Source organism: Salipiger sp. PrR007 (genome assembly GCF_010499845.1).
Taxonomy (GTDB): Bacteria; Pseudomonadota; Alphaproteobacteria; order Rhodobacterales; family Rhodobacteraceae; genus Salipiger; species Salipiger pacificus_A.
Window position 1 is genome coordinate 61,109 of the sequence record NZ_JAAGOZ010000019.1, and the last position, 21,464, is coordinate 82,572.

The 21,464-nt window shown below is 66.8% G+C and carries 22 protein-coding genes; 4 read left to right on the forward strand and 18 right to left on the reverse strand.

The features are described 5' to 3' along the window. Window positions 1-23: 23 nt before the first annotated feature. Window positions 24-488 (forward strand): sigma-70 family RNA polymerase sigma factor, encoded by a 465-nt coding sequence (locus G0Q01_RS09325; RefSeq protein WP_203594960.1) that lies wholly within the window; start codon window positions 24-26, stop codon window positions 486-488. Then, the gene (locus tag G0Q01_RS09330) at window positions 485-1,213 is read left to right on the forward strand and encodes an anti-sigma factor domain-containing protein (RefSeq protein WP_164192514.1); all 729 of its coding nucleotides are present in this window, start codon (window positions 485-487) and stop codon (window positions 1,211-1,213) included. The genes G0Q01_RS09325 and G0Q01_RS09330 overlap by 4 nt, the downstream gene beginning before the upstream one ends. A 252-nt stretch (window positions 1,214-1,465) precedes the next feature. On the opposite strand, the gene G0Q01_RS09335 is transcribed toward G0Q01_RS09330, so the two are convergent. From G0Q01_RS09335 to G0Q01_RS27075, 11 genes are all read right to left on the reverse strand, one after another. Beyond that, window positions 1,466-2,314, reverse strand: coding sequence for a FoF1 ATP synthase subunit gamma (locus G0Q01_RS09335; protein ID WP_164213304.1), 849 nt, complete (start codon window positions 2,312-2,314; stop codon window positions 1,466-1,468). Continuing rightward, a complete protein-coding gene (locus G0Q01_RS09340) occupies window positions 2,311-3,840 on the reverse strand; it encodes a F0F1 ATP synthase subunit alpha (protein WP_164192521.1) in 1,530 nt (509 codons plus the stop codon). Before G0Q01_RS09340 ends, G0Q01_RS09335 begins: the two co-directional genes overlap by 4 nt. Then, on the reverse strand, window positions 3,833-4,567 hold the full coding sequence (locus G0Q01_RS09345) for a F0F1 ATP synthase subunit delta (protein WP_164192524.1): 735 nt from the start codon (window positions 4,565-4,567) through the stop codon (window positions 3,833-3,835). The genes G0Q01_RS09340 and G0Q01_RS09345 overlap by 8 nt, the downstream gene beginning before the upstream one ends. Window positions 4,568-4,578: 11 nt before the next feature. Beyond that, window positions 4,579-4,827, reverse strand: coding sequence for a F0F1 ATP synthase subunit C (locus G0Q01_RS09350; protein WP_108970100.1), 249 nt, complete (start codon window positions 4,825-4,827; stop codon window positions 4,579-4,581). Next, window positions 4,824-5,525 carry a F0F1 ATP synthase subunit A gene (locus G0Q01_RS09355; RefSeq protein ID WP_164213305.1) on the reverse strand — a complete coding sequence of 234 codons (702 nt, stop codon included), beginning with the start codon at window positions 5,523-5,525 and terminating at the stop codon, window positions 4,824-4,826. Before G0Q01_RS09355 ends, G0Q01_RS09350 begins: the two co-directional genes overlap by 4 nt. Beyond that, the gene (locus tag G0Q01_RS09360) at window positions 5,522-5,809 is read right to left on the reverse strand and encodes an ATP synthase subunit I (protein ID WP_164192532.1); all 288 of its coding nucleotides are present in this window, start codon (window positions 5,807-5,809) and stop codon (window positions 5,522-5,524) included. Before G0Q01_RS09360 ends, G0Q01_RS09355 begins: the two co-directional genes overlap by 4 nt. Further along, window positions 5,806-6,093: an AtpZ/AtpI family protein gene (locus G0Q01_RS09365; protein ID WP_108970097.1), complete on the reverse strand. Its 288-nt coding sequence runs from the start codon at window positions 6,091-6,093 to the stop codon at window positions 5,806-5,808. The genes G0Q01_RS09360 and G0Q01_RS09365 overlap by 4 nt, the downstream gene beginning before the upstream one ends. Further along, window positions 6,093-6,557, reverse strand: a complete 465-nt coding sequence (locus G0Q01_RS09370) for a F0F1 ATP synthase subunit epsilon (protein ID WP_164213306.1) — start codon at window positions 6,555-6,557, stop codon at window positions 6,093-6,095. Before G0Q01_RS09370 ends, G0Q01_RS09365 begins: the two co-directional genes overlap by 1 nt. Continuing rightward, on the reverse strand, window positions 6,554-7,978 hold the full coding sequence (gene atpD / locus G0Q01_RS09375) for a F0F1 ATP synthase subunit beta (RefSeq protein ID WP_108970095.1): 1,425 nt from the start codon (window positions 7,976-7,978) through the stop codon (window positions 6,554-6,556). The genes G0Q01_RS09370 and atpD overlap by 4 nt, the downstream gene beginning before the upstream one ends. A 39-nt stretch (window positions 7,979-8,017) precedes the next feature. After that, window positions 8,018-8,293, reverse strand: a complete 276-nt coding sequence (locus G0Q01_RS26800) for a transposase (protein ID WP_370457209.1) — start codon at window positions 8,291-8,293, stop codon at window positions 8,018-8,020. Window positions 8,294-8,673: 380 nt separating this feature from the next. Beyond that, window positions 8,674-8,805 (reverse strand): hypothetical protein, encoded by a 132-nt coding sequence (locus G0Q01_RS27075; RefSeq protein WP_255455613.1) that lies wholly within the window; start codon window positions 8,803-8,805, stop codon window positions 8,674-8,676. 414 nt (window positions 8,806-9,219) lie between these two features. Between G0Q01_RS27075 and G0Q01_RS09385 the strand changes: the two genes are divergently transcribed. Both G0Q01_RS09385 and G0Q01_RS09390 read left to right on the forward strand, forming a co-directional pair. Next, window positions 9,220-10,071, forward strand: a complete 852-nt coding sequence (locus G0Q01_RS09385; protein ID WP_370457210.1) for a viral aspartic protease — start codon at window positions 9,220-9,222, stop codon at window positions 10,069-10,071. Between the two features lie 100 nt (window positions 10,072-10,171). Continuing rightward, the gene (locus G0Q01_RS09390; RefSeq protein ID WP_164213307.1) at window positions 10,172-11,119 is read left to right on the forward strand and encodes a hypothetical protein; all 948 of its coding nucleotides are present in this window, start codon (window positions 10,172-10,174) and stop codon (window positions 11,117-11,119) included. Window positions 11,120-11,189: 70 nt separating this feature from the next. Here G0Q01_RS09390 and G0Q01_RS27080 read toward each other — a convergent pair whose 3' ends face one another. The 7 genes from G0Q01_RS27080 to G0Q01_RS09420 all read right to left on the reverse strand — a co-directional run bounded on the left by G0Q01_RS27080 (window position 11,190) and on the right by G0Q01_RS09420 (window position 21,112). Continuing rightward, window positions 11,190-11,315 (reverse strand): hypothetical protein, encoded by a 126-nt coding sequence (locus G0Q01_RS27080; RefSeq protein WP_255455614.1) that lies wholly within the window; start codon window positions 11,313-11,315, stop codon window positions 11,190-11,192. A gap of 213 nt (window positions 11,316-11,528) precedes the next feature. Further along, entirely contained in the window at window positions 11,529-12,959 is a 1,431-nt protein-coding gene (locus tag G0Q01_RS09395; RefSeq protein WP_164192550.1) for a hypothetical protein, read from the reverse strand. Next, a complete protein-coding gene (locus G0Q01_RS09400; protein WP_164192553.1) occupies window positions 12,956-14,029 on the reverse strand; it encodes a glycosyl hydrolase family 8 in 1,074 nt (357 codons plus the stop codon). Before G0Q01_RS09400 ends, G0Q01_RS09395 begins: the two co-directional genes overlap by 4 nt. Next, a complete protein-coding gene (locus G0Q01_RS09405) occupies window positions 14,026-16,035 on the reverse strand; it encodes a cellulose biosynthesis cyclic di-GMP-binding regulatory protein BcsB (protein ID WP_164213308.1) in 2,010 nt (669 codons plus the stop codon). The genes G0Q01_RS09400 and G0Q01_RS09405 overlap by 4 nt, the downstream gene beginning before the upstream one ends. Window positions 16,036-16,267: 232 nt before the next feature. Beyond that, window positions 16,268-18,637: a UDP-forming cellulose synthase catalytic subunit gene (gene bcsA, locus G0Q01_RS09410; RefSeq protein WP_164192559.1), complete on the reverse strand. Its 2,370-nt coding sequence runs from the start codon at window positions 18,635-18,637 to the stop codon at window positions 16,268-16,270. Beyond that, window positions 18,634-19,284, reverse strand: a complete 651-nt coding sequence (locus G0Q01_RS09415) for a hypothetical protein (RefSeq protein WP_164192562.1) — start codon at window positions 19,282-19,284, stop codon at window positions 18,634-18,636. The genes bcsA and G0Q01_RS09415 overlap by 4 nt, the downstream gene beginning before the upstream one ends. Window positions 19,285-19,990: 706 nt before the next feature. Next, window positions 19,991-21,112: an MFS transporter gene (locus tag G0Q01_RS09420; protein ID WP_370457214.1), complete on the reverse strand. Its 1,122-nt coding sequence runs from the start codon at window positions 21,110-21,112 to the stop codon at window positions 19,991-19,993. Window positions 21,113-21,464: the final 352 nt, after the last annotated feature.

Sequence of the window (21,464 nt, forward strand, 5' to 3'; positions counted from 1 at the left end):
ACAAATCCGCCCTGCGCGGGATCATGACGGCGGAGGGCGGCCGCATGCTCGGTGTCGCGCGTCGCATGCTGGGCCGGATCGACCTTGCCGAGGATGCGGTGCAGGAGGCTCTCGTGCTGGTCTGGCGGCGGGCGCATCAGTTCGACGAGAGCCGGGGCAGCGCCAAGGGCTGGCTCTACACCATCCTGCGCAACCGCTGCCTGACCATGCTGCGCAGCGAGGACCGTGAAGTGCCGACCGAACCGCAGGCGATCGACCGGGCCTCCGAGGGCGCGCTGGTGGATGCGGCCTTCGACCGCCTGCCCACGACGGCCGATCTGCGCGGCTGTCTGGAGGGGCTTGATGAGGCGACACGGCGTGCGATCCTGTCCTCCTACGTGCTTGGGCACAGCCACGGCGAGATCGCCGGGCGGCTGGCAACGCCGCTGGGCACGGTGAAGGCACGTATCCGCCGCGGCCTGCTCAAGCTGAGGGAGTGTCTGTCATGACGGAGCGTTCTCTTGACCTGCTGATCGACGAGGTCGTGCTCGGGCTCGCCTCGGAGGCGGATGCCGCGCGGCTGGAGGAACTTGCCGCGCGCGATCCCGAGGTGGCGGCGCGGCTTGCAAGGGCGCGTGATCGCTTCGCCCCGCTCGACGAGACCGCCGAGGAGCATCCGCTGCCGCACGGTTTCTGGGAGCGTCTCGCGCCCCGGCTGGATGTACCGGACAAGACGCCGCCGCCTGCGGAGCTTGGCACCGAGCGCGCCGAGGTGATCGACCTTGCCCCGCTGCGCGCGCGCCTGAATCGCTGGCGCAGCGCCGCCGTGACCGGGATCGCCGCCAGCCTGCTGCTGGCCGGACTGCTCGGCTGGTCGCTGCTTTCGCCCTCTGACCCCTTGGTCGTGGCCGTGCTGCTGGACGACCGCGGCGAAGCCATCGCGCTTGTCGAAAGCGGCCCGGACAACACCACCCGCGTGACCCTGCTCGAGCGGCCCGACGTGCCCACCGGCCAGGTGATGCAGGTCTGGACCAAGCCCGAAGAAGATGGCCCGCCCGTTTCGCTGGGTCTGCTCTCCACCGGCCTGTCACGCGTGTTGAGCATAGAAGGCCTGCCCGAGCCGCATCCGGCGCAGCTCTACGAGATCACCTTCGAGCCCGCCGGCGGCTCGCCGACCAACCTTCCGACCGGACCCATCCTCGGCAAGGGGCTGGCCAAGGCGCCGGTGACCTAAGAAGGCGGGATCGGTGCCTGCGTGGCCGTTCGGCTTGGGAAGCACCGCAAGGAGATTTTCGGGGGACGTCGTGGTCCTTGCGCCCGGGCAGGTGTCCTCATTGGCCTCGGGATCGAAGCGGAATGCGGTCGCCGGGAAAGCTCCCCTGACCTGTGACGAACTCACAGGAGGTCAACCTGAGCTCCGGGCACCAGCTCTCCGCACCTATGCGTGCCCGCGCCGCCTCACTCCGAAACCGGCGGTCCGCGCGACTCAATCCCGCGGGTGCCCCGCTGCGAGTTCGACAATTTCCTCGGTGATCTCTTCCTGCCGCAGCCGCCTTGCGGTGCCGACGAGGGCATCCAGCGTCTCCGAGACATTGTCCTGCGCCGAGATCATCGCCCGCATGCGGGCGACATTCTCGGCGACGAAGGCCAGCATCACCGCCTCGAGAAGTTCGGCGACGATATATTCCTCCACCAGCCGGGCGAGCAGTCGGTCCGCGGGCAAGGTGATCCTCGGCGAGACCTGCACGGCGGGTGGCGGGAACCGGGCGTAGTCGAAGGGCAGCAGGCGCCGGGTCACGATCTCGATGCTTCCGGTGCCGACCGGAATGGCGTGGACGACCGTGACATGGGTGATCTCGGCCGAGGCCAGCATGCCAAGAAGCGCGTCGGCGAGGCGCGAGACCAATGGCCCCGCTTGCGCCGGGTGGGCGATCATCGCATCGCTCCAATGCGGCGGGTGATGCCGCTCGCCGGCGATCAGCACGCCTCGGTCGCCGACGAGAAAAAGGATGTGCGGCGCGTTCAGCAGGGATGCGGCCGCGTCGAAGACCTGCTCGTTGTAAGTGCCTGCGAACCCCTGCTCGGCGGCCATGAGGATGACCGCGTGGCGCTGGCTCGCCTGCACATGCGCCCCCGCGCTCGCGGCAGAGGGCAGGAGGACCAGCGCCTCGGCGATGGCGTCTCCGATGGTCTCGGCATAGGCGCGGATCGCGGCGACGTGTTGCTTGGCGTCCTGCACCCGCGCACTGGCGATGCCGCGCATCGCGCCGATGACCGCGCCCAGCTTGCGGACCGAGCCGATCCGCCCTTTGACTTCGGCGAGCCGGCCGGTCACTGCACCTCTCCGCCGCGGGCCATGTCCTTGACGAGTGCCGCCACGGCCGCGACAAGCGCGGCCCTCTCCGCCGCGTCCAACCGGCCCGAGGCGCGCACGGATGACACCTCATCCCCGGCGGTGCCCTCGAGCCAGCCTGGCAGGCGGCGGCGCAGGTCGGGGATCCGCGCTGGCGAGACACCGTCCAGCACGCCGCCCGCCAGCGCGGCGAGGATCGCCACTTGCCCGACCATCGATAGCCCCGAGAACCGCGGCTGGGTCAGCAGCGCGCGGATGCGCTTGCCGCGCTCGATCCGGCCCTGCACGCGGGCGTTGGGGACGCCGCCGAAACGGGTGAACATCTCGAGTTCCTGAAATTGCGCGTAGTCGAGCCGTACCCGCCCCGAGACCTGCCGTAGCGCGGGCCATTGCGCCTTCCCGCCGACGCGGCTGACCGAGAGGCCGACGTCGACCGCCGGGCGGTGGCTGGCAGCGAAGAGGGTGGTGTCGAGAACGATCTGACCATCGGTGATCGAGATCAGGTTGGTCGGGATATAGGCCGAGAGATTGCCGGCGTCGGTCTCGGCGATTGGCAGCGCGGTCAGTGAGCCGCCGCCGAGCTCGGGCGAGAGCTTGGCGGCGCGTTCGAGCAGCCGCGCGTGCAGATAGAAGATGTCTCCCGGATAGGCCTCGCGGCCCGGCGGCTCACGGGTCAGCAGCGCCAGTTCGCGGTGTGTCGCGGCGTGGCGCGTGAGATCGTCGAGAACGATCAGCGCGTGTTGGCCGCGGTCGCGGAAATACTCAGCGATGGTCATGCCGGCGAAGGGGGCGATCCATTGCAGGCCCGGGCTGGTTGCGGCGCCGCCCACGACGTAGACGCAGCGCTCGGGCGCGCCGTGGCGGTGCACCGCTTCGATCACCCGCTGCACCGCCGCGGCGGGCTGGCCGATGGCGACGTAGACGCAGATCACGTCGCTTTCGCGCTGGTTGATGATCGCATCGACGGCGAGCGAGGTCTTCCCCGTCGCCCGGTCGCCGACAATGAGCTCGCGCTGGCCGCGGCCGATCGCGAACAGGCTGTCGACGACCAGCACGCCGGTTTCGAGCGGCTCGGTCACCTCGCTGCGGTCGATGATCGCCGGGGCCGGACGTTCGACCGGCAGCGTCGGCCAGCTTGGCAGGGGTGCCCCGTCGTCGAGCGGGCGGCCCAGCGGGTCGATCACCCGGCCCAGCAGGGCCTCGCCCACCGGAACCTCGAGCACGCCGCCCGTGTCGATCACCCGCTGCCCGGCCTCGATCGCGCTGGCGTCGTCGCAGATCACCACGTCGATCTCGCTGATCCCGAGGCTGTGGGCAAATCCGAGCTGTCCGCCCTCGAACCGGACCAGCGCGCCGAGCGCGATGTCGGGCAGGCCCGACACTTGCGCGATGCCGTCCGCCACGCGCTCAACCCGGCCGACGGCAAGCGACTCGGGGGCCAGTGGCGTGGCAGCGACGGCGGCGCGGCTCCGCGCCAGCCAGTCGGCGGCGGCATCGCGGTCAGCCATCTCGCGCGACCTCCTGCGCGATCCGTTCAAGGTCGGCACGGATCGAGTTGCGGACGATGGCGTGCGGCGTGTCGAGTTCCAGCCCGGCAATCAGGGTCGCGTCGGTCTCGAAGCGCAGCGCGACCGGGCGACCGAGAACGGCGGCGAGACGCTCCGACACCAACGCCTGCTCGTCACTGCCGAGCGGCCCTGCGGCGCACAGCACAGCGGGGCCGTCGCGGCCGATCCTGTCGCGCGTCATCTGTGGCAGCTTTGCCACCGCCGCCGCCAGTCCCTCGACAAAATCCCCCGTCCGCGCTCCGCCCGGCAGCCGCCCGAGCAACCGCTCGGTCATGTCGACGGCCAGCGCGGCGGCCTCGGCCTGCCAGTGCTGCGCCTCGGTCTCGCGCAGGCGCGACAGCTCGGCCTCGGTCTCGGCGCGCGCCTTTTCAGCGCTCTTCCGGGCCTCTGCCAGCATCGCGCGCTCCTGCTTCGCCGCCTCCTCCTGGGCGGCGGCAATCATATCCGCGCGCGCTGCGGCGACGGCGTCGCGCTCCTTCTGCGCTTGAGCCAGCGCCGCCTCGGCCTCTTTGCGCGCCGCCTCCGCCTGGTCGAGCGCGGCATGGGCCGTCGCCTGCCGCTCGGTGATGATCCGGCTCACCGGACGGAACAGGAAGCGGGCCAGCAGCCACACGAGCACCAGCGCGTTGACGGTCTGCAACAGAAAGGTCCACCAGTCGAAGGTCACGGGCGATCCTGTCAGACGAAGGGATTGGCGAAGAGGACCAGCAGCGCGATCACCAGCGTGTAGATCGCCATGGTCTCGATCATCGCGAGACCGACGAAGAGCGTCCGGCTGAGCGTGCCGGCGGCCTCGGGCTGGCGCGCGATCGCATCCATCGCCGCGGCCACCGCGCGGCCCTCGGCCAGCGCCGGGCCGATCGCTCCGAAGCTAACGGCCAGCGCTGCCGCGAGGATCGAGACGATTTCGATCAGGTTCCCTGTCATTGCGGAATTTCCTCTTTTTTTGAAGGTGCTGCGGGGCGGTCCTCGCCAACAGCGGCCCCGATGAAGACGGTGGCGAGCACCGCGAAGATGTAGGCCTGCACGGCGCCGGTGAGCAAATCGAGCGCCATGAGCGGGATGGGCACGAAGAGCCCGGCGAGCGAGAGCACGATGCCCACGACGAAGACCCCGCTCATCACGTTGCCGAAGAGCCGGACGACGAGCGAGAAGCTGCGGGTGATCTGCTCGACCACATTGAGCGGGATCATCACCCATGAGGGCTCGGCGAAGGTGGCGAGGTAGCCCTTCGCGCCGCGGATGCGGATGCCGAAATAGACAGTGGCGACCAGCACGATGGCGGCCAGCGCGGCATCGGTCTCGAGATGCACGGTGGGCGGCTCGAGCCCCGGGATCAGCGCACTCCAGTTCGCGACCAGCACGAAGAGGAAGATCGTCCCGATCAGCGGGCGGAAGGCGACGGGATCGCGCTGCATCGTATCGCGCAGCTGGTCATCGATCACCCCGACGAAAAGCTCGAGCACCGTCTGGGTCTTGCCCGGAAGCAGGCTCAGCCTGCGGGTTGCGAGGATGGCGAAAAGCGCGAGCCCCGCCATGATCGCCCAGGTCACCACCACAGGCTTGCTGATCCCGACAGGGCCGATCTGGAACAGCGTGTCGAGTTGCAGCGGGTTTTCCATCACCCGGCCTCCCGGCTGCGCCGCAGCACCACCGCGCGGCCGATCAGAAGCCCCAACGCCCCCGCGAGCAGCGGCGTCGCCCCGGCCCGGGCCAGCAGCACGAAGAGCCCGATCAGAAACGCGAAGCGCGCCAGCTGCAGCGTCAGCGCGCGCCAGACCGGCCCGCCCGAGAGATAGAGCGCCGACACCCGCCGCAGGCTGGAAAAGTGGAAGAGCCCCAATGCCAAGCCCGCCAGCAACGCGGCAAGGGCGATCGGGAGCGGATGTGCCTCGATCAGGCTGGTCATTGGCGGTGCATCCATTTCCAGGCGGCGTGCAGGCCGATGGCCGCGCCGATGAAGATTGCCGGGGCGGAAAAGAAGATCCCGGTGCCGAAGTGCCGGTCGGCCAGTCGGCCCAGCACAATCCCCAGCAGGATCGGCGTGACGATGGCCCAACCAAGGATGCCGATCTGCCCCATGCGGCTGCCGAAGGAGGGTTCGGGGGTCTCGCGGGCCAGCTTCTCACGGTGAGCAGAGCGGCGCGCGGCATCGGCAGTGTGATCGGTCTCTTCGTCCCTGTCCGCCGCCATCACGAGACCTCCCCGTCGCGGCCCGACAGGTGCGGGGGATGGTCGAAGGCGCCCGGCCGGTCGGGGCGCAGGTAGCGAATGATCTGGCGCACGGCGCGGGAATGCAGCCGGGTCTGCTCGATTCGCGCGCTGCGCTCGGACTCGCTGTCGCGCTCCCGCAGCTCGGCCACCCGCGCGACCAGCCCCGCGAGATCGTCGCCGAGCACCCCCTCGCGGCAAGAAATGGCAATCTCGGTTCCGCCCGAGACCGTCAGGACCCCCGCCCTGAGCGCGCAGAACCGCAGCCTGTCCTGCGCGTCGCGCCAGCGCACCACCGAGGCGGGAAGGACGGTGAGATAGTCGACATGTCCCGGCAGAATGCCGAAGCCGCCGCTCTCGTCCTCGGCTCGGAGTCCGCGGACGTCCGGCGCGTCGACCAGCGCCTCGAGCGGTGTGGTGATCCTCAGATGCAGCCCCCGGGTCATGCCGCCTGCCCCTTGCGCGCGGCCTCTTCCTTCGCCCGAGCCTCCTCGAAGGTGCCGACCATGTAGAGCGAGCCCTCGTCCCAGTCGTCGGCCTCGCCCGCGAGGATCGCCCTGCAGCCCGCCAGCGTGTCTGCGATCGCCACCGAGCGCCCCTCGATGCCGGTGAAGGCCTCGGTCACGGCGAAGGGCTGGGTGAGGAAGCGCTCCAAGCGCCGCGCGCGCTCGACCGCTTGGCGCTGCTCGCGGCCCAGTTCCTCGACCCCGAGCAGCGAGATCACGTCCTGCAGCTCACGGTAGTGCTCGATGGTCCGGCGCACCTGGTTGGCGATGCCGACATGCTCCTCGCCGAGCGCCAGCGGATCGAGCAGGATCGAGGTCGAGGCGATCGGGTCGACCGCCGGGTACATGCCATCGGCCGCCATGGCTCGGCTCAGCACCACAGTGCTGTCGACATGCGAGGCGATGGTGGTCACCGCCGGATCGGTGAAATCGTCGGCGGGCACGTAAACCGCCTCGATCGCGGTGATCGCGGCGCTGCCGCGCCCGGCGATGCGCTCCTGCAGCTCGGCGACCTCCGTGGCAAGCGTCGGCTGATAGCCCACGCGGCTGGCCATGCGGCCAAGCAGCCCCGAGACCTCGGAGCCCGCCTGCACGAAGCGAAAGACATTGTCCATGAGAAGCAGGACGTTGCGGTGCTGCTCGTCGCGGAAATGCTCGGCGATGGCAAGCGCGGACATAGGGACGCGCCAGCGCGCCCCAGGCGGCTCGTTCATCTGGCCGTAGACCAGCACGGTGCGCCCCAGCACCCCGGCGGCGGTCATGTCCGAGAGCATCTCGTGCCCCTCGCGCGAGCGCTCGCCGACCCCGCAGAAAACCGAGATGCCCTCGTAGCGCGCCACCATGGCGTGAATGAGTTCCATCACCAACACCGTCTTGCCGACCCCCGCCCCGCCGAACATCGCCGCCTTGCCGCCCTGCGAGAGCGGCGCCAGCAGGTCGACGACCTTGATCCCAGTGCGGAAGATATCGTGGTTGCCCGATTGCGCGACCAAGGGTGGCGGCGCGTTGTGGATCGGCCGCCGCGGCGTGTCCGCGGGCAGCGGGCCGCCGCGGTCGCCGATGCTGCCGGTGATGTCGAGCAAGCGGCCGAGCACCGCGTCGCCCACCGGCACCGAAACCGCCCCTCCCAGAGCCCGCACCAGAGCCCCGCGGCGCAGCCCGGTGGTCGGACGCAGCGCGATGGCCCGGGCCGTGCAGCTGTCGAGATGCGCCTGTACCTCGGCGACGAAGGGCGGCCCGTCACCCGCCGCGATCTCGACCGCGTCGGTGATCGCCGGCAGCGTGCCAGCCGGAAACAGTATGTCGAGCACCGCCCCGCGGATCGCGACGACTCGAGCACCGTCTTTCGCTGTCGGTTCCACTCACCCGCTCTCCCTCTGCGAGCCCCTGACGCCACGAGACTACTCGCTTCCGCGCGGCGCCACAGGATCCAGATCAAATTGCGGTTGTTCCCCCGACAACGCGCGCGCGGGGGCCTGTGCGGGCAAGCGGCACCTGGTCGTCTTGCAGGTCGAGTAGTCGCTCGGCGCGAGCCCGAGACAGGCCATCAGCTTCACAGGTGTCTCGAACCGCTGCACATCGCCGATCTTGGCCATGAAGGTGACGGCGCGGATCAGAGCGACGCCCCGCAGCGCCTCAAGCGCTTTCACTGCCGGCGCGAGAGTCCAGTCCGGCACCAGGGGCCTCGATGTGCCCGGAAAGACATGCGGTCTTACGTAGTTTCACGCGTCACAGGGGGACATGTTGAAGCCCTGAGCGCGGCGAAGGATCTCATACTTCAGGTGATGGTCATCGCCGCCAGCCTCTGCGGCGCAGAGACAGGCGAGGAACCCCGCTTTGATGCTATCTCTGCATGCCGCGGCGGTGTCCTTTTTTGAATAGATTGGCCGTTCTGCCGACAGAATAGAGTTGTGCCTTGCCTAAATGTGACTGGCATGACCCGCGGTCTCAGGACGAAAATAAGGCGATGCGGCTTTTTTGGGTGTCCGCCGACCAAAGCACTCCGGGTCTCGGTTCGGGCCTGCGTGGAGTACGCCGGACAGCCGGTCTGCTCGGGTCAAGCAGCGCTGCCCAAGTAGTTGATCACGGTCAGAAGGACTGCGGCGCCAGCAAAGAGTTCGAAAGCCTGTGCACGGAACCAACGACGGCTCTTCTGCTGTGCGGCGCGCTCGATTTCGATCTTGCTCATGGTGTTTCCCCTCCGCCCTGACTCGTTGGGCTTGCGATACTGGTTACAATCGAGCCTCACGCTGTTGTCGTCCGGCTCTGGAACCTGAATACCCTGCCGAGATCGCGGCGGGCAGTCCCGCGGCGGGCTAGCCACAGACGAAAAGGGACGCCCGGGATAGCGAGTTGGGCTCGAAACGCGCCCGGAGGGAGTTCGATCCTATCCCAAAGGAGGGGGTGGCAGTTCGCCCGGCCTCGACGGATGGCAGAACCTGGAGGGATCATGTATGTGTGAGCGGCGGGCTTCATGCATGCCGACCTGCCTTGCAGGGCGGAGTCATCTGTCCCTGTGGGGTCAAGGATCAGGAACCAAGACGTGTCTTTATTTTCCGTGTGTGGGGTCGCCGTGACTCCTGTGCCACTCCGTAAGCTTTGCGTGGCAGGCAGCCTCGTTCTGACGCTCGCCAGCTGTGGCGGGGGCGGCTCGGGCGGCGGGAGCGGAAGCGCTCCCGCGGGCAACGCGCCGGAAACCGGGACAGAGATCGACACCCCGGCTTTCGAGACCTATTCGACCGATCACAACGGCTACAGCCGCGTGCGTCTGCAAGCCGGAGACAGGCCCGGGGACGCCGCGATCCTTGCCAAGTTCGACGACGCGGACCCGGCTGACCCAAGCGGCTATCGCAATCTGATCGCCCAGACAGAGGCCCGTTACCTGGACACCATGACGATCGAGGTGATCGCGGAGGTTTCGGGCACGGGCGCAGAGGAACGGGTCAAACGCATCCTGCGTCTGACCGCGGATCAGGCGCCCTTCAACAACGTCGACGGCGACGGCAACCTGATCGCGTCAGGGCAATATTACTTCCGCGGCGGTGCGGAGGTCTACGCCAGCGTCGACGGCGGCGGCATGCAGCGCGGTATCGGTGACCTCGAGAATATGGTGGTCGACTTTGACAGCGAGACGGTGACGATCGACCTGCGCACCCCTTATGATCCCGGCGCCGGGTCGGAGATCGAGACCGCCATCCAGGCTTCGGACCTCTCGCTGAACGTGCTGACCGGTGCCTTTGGCGGGACCGTCGCGATGACCACGCGTTCGGCCGACACCGGCGAGATCCTCTCGTCGACGGGGCAGCTCCGGGGCAATCTCAACGGCGATGAAGAAGGGCTTTCCCGGCTCGTTGAGAATATGACGACCTCGGGCCTGTTCACCGTGGGGGGCGACAGCGATCGCTTCCAGGCGGACGGCGTCTTCTGGGGCAGCCAGCTCAACTATGAGGATTAAGCGCCGGTTCGCGGCGCTACTTCTGGGCGTTCTCGCTCTTGCACCGCAGACGGCTGGGGCACAAGCGACGAACCCCTCGCTCCGCGATCTGACGCAGTTGGTGACCTCCGAGAGGCTGCGGACCTATGCCTTGGCGCGTGGGCTCGCAGCGGGTGGACCCGACCTCGGGACCGCGCTCGACCTCAAACAGCTGCTGCGACGGCAAGGCTTCTACATGGATGAGACCGGCTGGCAACGGCTCGCCGCCGACCAGGCGCTTTATCCGCAGCTCAGCTACGTGCCGAACATGAATGGCGGCTCACCTCAGGAGAGTCTGGAATTCCGCGGGCTGACCTTTGATTTGCGCGACGATCTGGTGGCGCGGGGCGGGCTGGCGGTCGGCGCCACCTACGACGGGCTCCTGCGCTATGGCTGGGACAGCGGGCGGTACCTGCAGCTACAGGCGCAACTCGGCGGTCTCTATGCGCCGGGCCCCGACCTGGGCAGGACCCGCGCGAGACTCGCTCTTTGCTCGCGCAACCATCTGACCGACTGGCATTTCGTCGATCTGTGCCTGAACCATTACGAGGATCACCGCGACCTGCAGGACATCACGCGGGATGAGGCAACCGTCAGCGTCAGCACACTTTTCGAGCGCAGCGCGAGCCGCCATGAGGTCGGGCTGTCGCTGTCCCGGCGGAGCGACGAAGATCGGCTGCGCAGCCTCGCGGAGGTCGGGCTCGAGTCGGTCTGGGCCGGCTCGGCGACGCGGCTCTCGTTCGAATATGGCGCACCGACCGGGAACGAGACCGGCGCGCTGTTGACCGCGGCAGGCGAGATACGCTGGCCGGCGGCGGGTCAGGTGGTCGGGCTTGGCCTGTCGCTCTCGCGCTCGCCGAAGACGCTATTCCTGGGCGAGGATCGACGCGATGACAGCCTCGGCGTGACGGGGTTGCTCGCCATCGATGGCAGGCTGGTCCTGACGGCGGCCTATAGTCGGACCTGGTCGACAGTGAACTTCTTCGAGGATGAGGTGATCAGCTTCGGTGTGTCCTATAGCTTTCCCTGACGGGGCGGGACCCGGCCATGTCTTGGAGCGGGCAACAGGACAGGGCGCCGCTCCTGCGAGGGATCGAGACCTAGGCGGCGACGTAGTTGACGACACACAGCAGGATCACGGCGCCGATGATCAGCTCGAATGCCTGGGCGCGGAGCCAGCGGCGGGTTTTCTTCTGGGACTCGTGCTCGATTTCGAATTTGCTCATGTCACGCGTCCCTCTCAACCAATTCTCAACTCACGCTGCAAATTTGCAGTCTTTAATCTTGGGTTAACTAGATAGCCGCGGTTGCGGAGGAACGGCAGTCCCACGGCAGGTTAGGTCTTGGCGCGTTGGGGGGCAGGGGTAGTCCGAACGGCGTGTCCCGGCCTATCCGATCGGATAGGTCCGCCAAGCTGAGGGTAAGTCTCGGCCTGTGGATCAGCGCAGCGCGTCGGAGAGCGCACGGCGCGAGGCGGGCGTGGCCATCTGGTCGTGGAGCCTTTGGAATTCGATCCGGGCCTGCGCTTTCTGCCCGGAGTTCAGGTAGGCATAGCCCCGCAGGAGCGCGAGATCGCGGCGCACCACGCCCGTGACGCGTTCGAGCTCGTCAAAATAGGCGATGGCACGCCTAAAGTCCCGGCGGTTGTAGGCGGCGACCCCGCGCTTATCGAGGATCTGGCTTTCGATCTCGAGCCGTTGCTCGGCGGTGAAATGCGTGCCGGCGGCGACGGCCGCGGCCTCATCCACCATGTTGAGCCGCAGCATGACGAGCGCCTGACCATAGCTGGCATCGCGACGGGTCTGGGGGCTCCGCGCGCTGCTGGCGGCAGCCTTGAAATCCGCGAGCGCCTGCATGGGACGGTCCGCATTGAGGGCGCACCATCCGCGCTGCGCGACGGTCTCCGCGTCACGCGCGCTGGCGGACTCGGCGAGGCAGCTTGCCCAGTCGCCGCGTTGCGCGGCGCTTCGAGCGCCCGAGAGCGACGCGGGAGCCGTGGTGGTCTGGGCGCTGCTTGCCGGTCTTTGCAGGCTGGCCGCACGCTGAGGCCGGCCGACGGGGCGCAGGCTGACTGCAGGTGAGGAGCCTGTCGCAGGGCCGATTTCCACGGTGCTCAGGGGATCAAGGGGAGACGTCGCGGGCGCGATCTGTCCCTGCGCCAGCATTCCGGCACGAAGCCGGTCTTCGACCGAGGTCAGCCGGTCCGCCGTGGCCGGGGACTGGCTGCGCGCAAGATCGGCAAGTCGTGCAAGCTGGTCGAGTGTGGCGACATCCGCCGATTTCTCGAGTGTGGCCACCAGGGCGTCGGGATCGGTGCAACTGCGCGCGATCCCGGTGTACACCCCGAGCGCGGCGGTCACGTCGCCAATCGACTGGTATTGCTCGGCCAGCAGCCAGGCGTTGTTGACCCGCTCGCAGCGCAAGAGGGCGGGATTGGCGCGGGCAACGCGGATCGCGACGTCGGCATTGTTCCCCGACACGGCTTCGTCAAAGCTGGCCTGTGCCTCGGAAAGCGCGAGGGTCTCTAGCAGGTCCGCGGAGGGCGCCCAATTGGGATATTCGCGGCTGATCTCGGCGATCGTGCCGCGGGCGCCTTCGAACTGCCCGGCGTCGACCTGGCGATAGATGCGGTCGATCATCTCGCCGGGCACGCTGCGTTCGATCTGGCCAAGATCGTCCGGCACGACCCAATCGGGGTATTGCAACTGCAGCCGCCGGATCTCTGAATTGACCGCCTGCTGGTTGCTCTCGGACATGTAGAAACGCAGCGCCTGGAGGTCCGCGTCGCTCGGCGTTTGCGCCAGGGCGGCTCCGCCGACCAGGCAACACGCAACCGCGAGCGGGAGTCCCATGTGTCTAAGCAGGGTCATATCGGGATACACATCGGCGAAGCTTCGATCTGGGCGATCATCGTAAAGAGCTGCAGCGTGCCCGGATAGTAGGGCGAACTGCTCGAGAAGGGCGGGATCTGCGAGCCCACGCTCTGGCGCACCGTGCAAGCGGCGAGCGCGGAGATCGCCCTGTAGCCGGGGTCGTTGCTGGTGGAAAGCGCGCGGCCGGTCTCTCGGTCGATGACCGTGGCGACAACGCCCGCGGCGAGCCGCTCCTGTGCCTCGGCGTAGCGCAGCACCGCCGGGTGGTCTTTCAGCCCGGACCAGATCAGGTAGAGCGGCAGACGCATGGCTTCGTAGCCGGCATCGAACGAATAGCCCTCGGCGGCGCGGACCCCGCTTGGGGTCACCTCTACCCAGTCTGGAACGACACCGTCCTGTGCGAGCGTCCTTGCCAATTCGACGGACCCGCGGGCGGCCTGCGCGAGGATCGGGGCATCGAACTCGGTGGCCAGTTCGGTCATCGCGAGCGGCATCGCGTAGCAGGGATTGTAGATGAACCCCGCGTCGGTCCTGAAGCCTTCGGCGCCGGGGATGAGCAGCGGATCATGGTCGTCACCGCCGGGGTGCCGCGCGATGCAGGAGGCGACGATGTCCGAGACGATGAGCTTGGCGCTTTGGCGGTAGTCGGGGATGTTGAAGCGCCGCGCCGCGCGCAGCAGAGCCCAGGCCCGGAAGAGATCCCCATCGCTGGCGTTGTTGAGATCCGGCACCTTGACCGGCTCGTCCGGGAACCAGCGCCAGGCCATCAGGTTGTCGGAACGGATGGCAAGGTTCAGACGCGTCCAGGTCTCCATGCGTTCGAAGGCGCGCTGGTCGCCCAATGTCGCGGCAAGCAGCAGGCCGTAGCCCTGTCCTTCGGAATGGCTGGAATTGCGCTGGAATTGGTCGATGACCCGTCCGGTTGCATCGAGATTTGCAGTGCGCCAGGCGAGCCAGACGTCCTGCAGGTTGGCTTCCAGCCCGAGCGTCTGGGCCGAGGTTGCCGCGCCGGTGCCAATCAGGCCAGCCAGAGCCGCCATTCCCGAAAGCAAACTGCGCCGGTTCATTTCTTTCTCCGTCGGCTCGCGACCAGGAGCCCCATCGCAGACAGTGCGCATCCTATGGCGAGCAGGAAAAGGGGGGCAATGTACCTTCCCGGCGAAAGTGTTACATAGTTGCCGACAACTGCGCGTGCGTTCGAGATGGTGAGAGGTTCCTGCAGGCTGAGCGGGCGGCTGGCCGATCTCCAGACCTGCCAGGTGCCGTCGAATCCGAACAGCGAGACCTGTCCCTTGGGGCCTTCGGACTTTTGGTGCATGTCGACCAGCGAGGCAACGAGGCGCTCGTAATCGGTGTTGGGACGGACAATCAACCAGAGATCCTCGGGTGTCTCCATGCTGGGCTGAACGAGCATGGCCTCGGCGGAGCGGCCGAGCAGCCAGCTGTCGAGATCGGACTCCGGGCCGCGCCAGAGCGATATGATCTTGCCCCGCAATTCCCGCAGGCTGTCGGTGGCCTTGTGCCGGTCGAGAAAGAGCGTCCACCAGCCGCGCGAGTCAACCTTCGCCCAGGGATCGACGACCTGTCCCGTGGTGGTGGGCGGCGAGAGCAGGACCTCTTCGAGCTCGGCCACGTTCTTGCTGACGATGTCGCCGGGGATCATCGAAAGATCGGCAGGGATGCCGATCTTGATCGAACCGGTGCGTGGAGGTTGACCCTGCTCGACAGCGGCGGCCGTCTCATCCGAGACGTAGATCGACGAAATCTGGGCGAGCATCCCGAGCGGCAGCGTCCGCTGCGCCGCTTCGCTCATCGAGATGCGGGAGACATCGAGCGAGGCCAGGCTCCGGTCGATGCGCGGCAGCACCATGCGCGGGCTCTCCGGGACCGTCAGGCTGGTCGTGTCGAAGATCTGGAAGACAGGGGCGGGCTGCGGCGCGCAGGCGGCATCCGCCGGCTCACCCGGGACGAGCGCCTCGAAGGACACCTCGTTCACGCCCGGCTGCAGCTGGTTTGCCGCGAAGGGGATAAGCAGCGGATCGAGGCGGCGCCCGGCCTGATTCACATCGTCCAGTGGCAGCAGTCGGATGGTCTCGTCGTTGATCTTCACCAGCAGCAGCGCGCCTTTCGGCAAATCCCTGACGAACGCGTAGTCAAGGCGCAGTTGCGCGCGCTGCGACGCCAGAACCAGCCAGTCCCACGGCAGGCGGAACGGGACCGCCTGGCGGATGTAGTGCCCGCGACCCTCGAGCGTGCTCACCCCGAGTTCGGACAGCGGCTGTCTTTTTCCGGGGACGACCTCCGGCACCGATGTGCCCGCTGGCATCGGGCCGAGCGCGCGTGCCAGCAGCGCCTCGGATGCTTGCGCCTGCCCATTGTTGGTGAGCAGGACGATGGCGCCGTCTCCGCCGCGCTGAAACCGCGGCAGGTCGGGAACGGAGTATTGCTCGGGAAGCGCGGTGACACGGGCGAGTTGAGGGCTTTGCTCCGTGACCCTGTAGTAATCGTCGACCGTGATCTCGGGCGGCAGGCCTTCGTACAGGCTTTCGATGCGCGCGACGTGGGGTGAAGCGTTCAACACCTGTGCGTAGCTGTCACTCGCGAGCGAGAAGGTCTTTCCCTGCGCGAGTTGTGCGGAAGTGGCGGCGATGAAGCTCAGCGGGTCGAGACCAAGCTCCGTGCGCGGCACCGTGATCCCGCTCTGATACGCGATGATGTCGGTCCAGAGCCCAAATGAAGCGTCCGGGCCGCAGAACACGCGGTGAACCTGCTCGAGGCGGACCTCCACCAGGTTGCGGCCCGCGGTCAACAGCCCATCCGGCACCGGAAGCAACATGGTGCCGGCTGCGGAGAAATTCTCGAGCACGACGCTGCCGATCTTGGTGCCGTTGACGAGGACCGTGGCATGCGAGCGATCCGGAAGAAGGTTGATCGAGCTCAGCGTGGTAATCGCGAGAGAGGCCCCGTCGATCGCGCGGGGCAGAAAGAGCCAGAAATCTTCTTCGGGATATTCGCCCTGCAGGCGGTGGCCGGCGGTCTCTCCCCCCTGCGGGCTGCGCGGGCGCAGCGGCAAGAGCACGTCGCTCTCCTGCGCCCCCTCTGACGAGGGCTGTACGTCGGGCACGGACCATTGCCGCTCCGAGGGCAGGACCCGCGTTTCGGGCTTGGGCTCGGCAGGCGCGACGCGCGGTTCCGAGGCCGGCGGAAAATCCTCGATTTCGATTTGTTGTGCGGCGCTCCACGAGGTCTGCAGCGCGAGCGCGGGGAGGAGCGCCAGGATCAGGGGTTTGATCGTGTGCATGGGCTCAATCCTCGATCCTGAGGTAGCCGTCGGCCTGCGGGATACTGGCCTGGGGGACATTTGTCTCGGCAACCAGGACAGGATTTGGCTGGGTCCCCTTCGTGGCGCCGGTGAAGGCATCCTCGAACAGGGTGTCATCCGCCTCTGGCCGGCCGCTGCGCAGGGTCAGCTCGCGGGCAAAGTCGAAGATGGACTGCGGAATCGAGATCGCGCTCTTGGCCAGAACGTAGAGCAGCCCCGCAACCAGCGTGCTGCTCTGCGAATGGAACTTGCGGAAGAACTGCCACCTGCGGCTATCACCGTAAACGACATGCGCGGTCAGCTGCGCGGCCTGAACCATGTGCTCGGGCGCGACGCTGAGCTCGATCACGGTGCCCTCCACTCCCGAGCGCACCTCGGAGATGGTCATCGGCAGAGCGGTTTCGAGGTCGGGTGCCTTGGGCAGGGTGGGGACAAGCGCGACTGTCGCTCCGGGATGTTCGGCGGTCCAGGCTTCTTGCGTGCCGTCCTTGAGCTGCAACTGGAACCTCTCGGGGCTGGCGGACAGGATCGTGACGTCCTGCGCCTCGCGGTCGGCCTCGGAGGTCGGCGCGAGCAGGGTGATCTGCCCGGGGGTCGACACCGCGGTGCGCGGGCGGATCAGGCGGCGGGGGCGCTCGAAGACGGCGCGCAGGGCATAGGCCGCCAGCACGAAATTGTAGAGCGCCCAAGCGCCGACGATCTGCACGACCGACCGGTCCCCGGGGAAGGCGTACCAGCGGTAGGCCCCGGCGGCGAGGCCCGCGAGCAGCAGTGCGACGAGCAGCGTGAGCGGCCGGTAGATGGGCGACAGGAAGGCGTGTTCGAGACTGCCGTCCTTTGCGGTCACCTTGAACGAGGCGCCACGCGGGCGCAGCACGGTTTCGACCAGCGCCTTGAGGATATAGGGGGTCTGCGCGATCTCGTAGACTTCCGAGATCTGCGGCCAGCGTACCTCGGAGAAAAGCGCGTTCTGCACCATGAAGCCGATCAGCAGGTAGGGCAGGATGTAAACGAAGACCTCCTCGGGATCGACGACGAAGATCTCGAGACCAAAGAAGAGATAGAGCAGGGGGCTGAGCAGGAAGATCGTGCGGATCAGCGGAAACAGCCAGAAGCTCATCGAGTTGAGATAGCAAAGCCGCTGCGCCATGGTGAGGCCGCTGCGGAAAATGGGGTTCTTGAGGATCAGCATCTGAAGCATGCCAGTCGCCCAACGGCCGCGCTGCTGAATGAAAGAGGCAAAGGTCTCGGGCTGCAGCCCGGCGATCATGGCGTGGTCGAGGTACAGGCTCTCCCAGCCGCGCGCATGGATGTCGAGCGCGGTTTCCGCGTCTTCGGTGATGGTCTCGCCCGAGATGCCGCCGACCTCGTCGAGCGCCTTGCGGCGCAGCAGCGCCGCCGATCCGCAGAAGAACGCCCCGCCCAGCCGGTCGAGCCCGCGGTGGATCTCGGAATAGAACATCTCGTTTTCGGACGGGCAGTTCTCGGGCAGCGCGAGGTTGCGCTCGATCGGGTCGCGGTTGGTGAAGAAGTGGGGGGTCTGCACAAGGAAAAGCCGTGGCCGTTCGGCGAAATATCCCACGGTCCGGGCCAGGAAGTCCGGCGTGGGCACGTGGTCGGCATCGAGGATGAGAACCAGCTCCCCGCTGACCTTCTGCAAGGCCGCGTTGAGATTGCCGGCCTTTGCGTGCTCGTTCCGGGCGCGCGTGGTGTAGACCACGCCAAGCTCATCGCAGAGCGCCTGAAGCCTCGCCCGGCGCGCCAGCGCCCGCTCGGAAATGGCAGGGTCGGAATGGGTGCAGCGCTGGTCGGTGCCGCCATCGTCGCAGAGCACGACGGTCTTTCGGTCTTCGGGGTAGTTCACCCGCTTGGCCGCCGCCAGCGTGACCGCCAGAAGCTCGGGGCTCTCGTCGTAGCTCGGCACGAGGATGTCGACGGTCGGAACATCGCTCAGCCTGATCGGCTCCGGCCGCGGATGGGTGACCGGGTCGGCAGTGATCAGCGCGGTGAGAAAGAACAGGCCGACGGTGAAGGTTTCGGCCCCGAAGAGCACCAGCGCGGCGATCAGCGAGACCGGGTCATCCAGCGATGGCAGCGTCTCGAAGGCACGCCACAGCCAGTAGCGCAGCACAAAGACCCCGGCGATCGACATCACGACGAAGCGGACCGAAATCCGCGTTCCCACGAACGGCTTGAGACCATAGATGAGCACACAGGCCACCAATGCCAAAAGGCCCTGCGTGCTGACGGAGATCGGCACCGACGCGAGGAAGAGGAGAGGGACGGCGAGGACCGTCCAGACCCCGAACAGCAAGAGCGAGGTGGCGGATTGTGCGCTTGATGACGATTTCATGGGAGGGGACCCGCCAGAGGTGAGAGCATTTGAGGCGCGGCGGCGGGCTCGGTGGTGATCGCGGCAAAGCCGACGGCCTCCGGCCCGATCGGTGCCAGTGCCGCCTCTTCGCTGCCGTGGATGCAATTGCGCAGCATCATGTCCATTGCCGCGGTGCCCGACAACAGGGTGCGCGCGGTCGCATCAAGGCGGCGGAAGGCGAGGACGCAGTTGAGCCCCGCATGGTTGCTCCAACTCGCCCAACTCAGGATGCCAAGAGCATCGGTGGTGGTTCTGAACGCGAGGTCCTCGAACCGTTCGAACGGGTAGGGCGTGCCTTCGGCAGAGGCCAGCAATTCGGTCGGACGGAACCTTCCTCCGACGGAAAGCGGCGACGCTTCCGAGTGAAGAAGGATGAAATTCTCGCCCCGCAGGGCCGTGCGGTTGGGCAGCAGGATGCGCTGCTCGGTCACGAAACGAAATCTGCGTTCCAGAACGAGTTGGGCCTCGGGGACCCGGATCCATGCGCTCGACAGCGGCTGCTGTACGTAAGGCGCCCCGTCAAGTCGCGCCTGGAACTCCGTGTAGGTCAGAGGGAAGCTCCCGCAGGCGGCAAGCATGATCGCCAGTAGGCCCGGCACCAAAACGCGCGCAAGCCGAATGGGCAAACGTGCCTCCTTCCTGCTCCAATGCTGGGTCACTGTAACACCGCACCTTGCCTCAAACTGAGGCCATACCTGACCGAAGTGGAGCCCAAAAGCCATAGGCGAAGACTTGCCGAGGTCTTGAGTGTTGATTTTGACCCATCACGGCACCGGGGGGGCCGCCGGGGAGGGACGACCTTACATTGTGCCGCGCGGCGCATGTTTGGGTCAGGATATGCGTCCCCCCTCGTTTTCGCGCTGCTGCGGCCGCGTTGCCCCCGAAATGGAGACAGCCGTTTCGTGTTTCGAGCATATGGCTGCGAAGCGTCAGCCGGTCGAGGAGCGCGTTGGCCCTCTTGGCGTCACCGAACGCGCTGGCCCGCACACTGAGGCTGAGGTTCGCTGTGAACTCACGCCGAAGCGCAAAGTCTGATTTCCTGTTTTGCGTCAATCGGTTCCGGATATCCACGAGCTGAGACTCGAAGACTTCGGCAGGCGTTCTGCAGCCTACCGCTGAGTGACCTGTGGAAGTTCGTTGTTATCGCATTTTTTGGGACGGCTGGGATAACGCTGATCACCCAGGCCTTCCGAATGACGCCCGCGGTTGTCGTTGCGCCTCTCGACTATACGGCTCTGATCTGGGCAACATTGGCTGGATGGCTCGTTTGGAACGAAATCCCGGAAATGCCCGTACAGGCGCGCCGGACCCTCGACAGCCATTCGCTCCATCCTACCGAACGCGCCGTTCCTCAATCGGCGGTAGGAACCAAACGGCAAGTCCCGCCAGCGGCAGGAAGGCACAAAGCCTATAGACCGCCTCGACCCCGTAGCTGTCCGCCAGGATGCCGAGCAGCGCTGCCGCGATCCCTCCGAGGCCGAAGTTCAGGCCGTAGAAGAGTCCTCCGATCAGCCCGATGCGGTTCGGCAGCAGGTCCATCGCGTAGATCAGGATCGAGGCAAAGGCGCTGGCCATGATCAGGTTGATCGCGATCGTCAGCACTCCGGTCCAAAACAGGTCGGCGTAAGGCAGGATCAGGGTCAGAGGCAGCGGCCCCAGCACCGAGATCCAGATGATCTGTCGCCGTCCGATTGCATCGCCGACGATGCCGCCGATCAGCACGCCCACGGCGGCGGCCATGAGGAAGAGGAACAGCATCATCTGCGAGGCGGGAATCGACAGGCCGAACTTCTCGATGAGGTAGAAGGTGTAGAAGGACCGGAAGCTCTCGCCATAAGTGTTCTTGGTGAACATCAGGAAGGTGAGGACGATCAATCCCAAAGCGACCGTCGCGGCACTCCGCTTCGATGCGGGGGCTTCGGCCAGCCTGCGGGCAGAACGGTGGGTGAACTCTGCCCGGATCCGGTGCTGCTGGCTGCCGATCCAGGTCAGGATCAGCATCGCGAGCAGCGCGAGCACCGCAAACCAAGCGAGGCTCGGCTGCCCCCAAGGCACGATGATCAGCGCGGCAAGGACCGGCCCGAGCGCGCCGCCCGCCTGACCTCCAACCTGAAAGATCCCCTGCGCCAGCCCCTGCCGGTCGCCCGCGGCATAGCGTGCCGTCCGGGTCGCCTCCGGGTGAAAGATCGAGGAGCCGATGCCGATCAGCGCGACCGCTACAAGGATGCCGCCATAGCTTCCCGCGAAAGCGAGGCAGATCAGCCCCGACAGGGTGAAGGCCATGCCGACGACCGGCGAATAGGGCGCGGGATACCGGTCCGTCACCATCCCCATGACCGGCTGAAGCAATGATCCGGCGATCTGGAAGGTCATCGTGATCAGCCCGATCTGCACGAAGTCGAGGCCGTAAGCCTCTTTCAGGATCGGATAGGCCGCCGGGATCAGCGACTGCATCAGGTCGTTCAGAAGATGCGTCGCGCCGAGCGCGGTCAGGACGACAAGGTAAGTGCGGGCGGGCGTGGTGGTGGTCAAGGCATCCGCCCTTCCTGTGGGTCCTAGTAGGCCCCATGAACTACGCCTCGGTGAGGATGGCAACAGGTGAAGGCTCGCCGTACGCGAATTCACGGTTTGCCAGCTCGGTGCCCACTCCCAAGGTGAAGACTCGCGTCCGCGTGATCCTAGAACGCTCCGAGCCGTCGAAGCTATTCCCAGTCCAGGAGGACACGCGCGCTGACATCTGTTGAAACCATGCTGTCAGTTCATATGATCTTTACTATAGGTTCATATGGACTATATTCGAACCAAA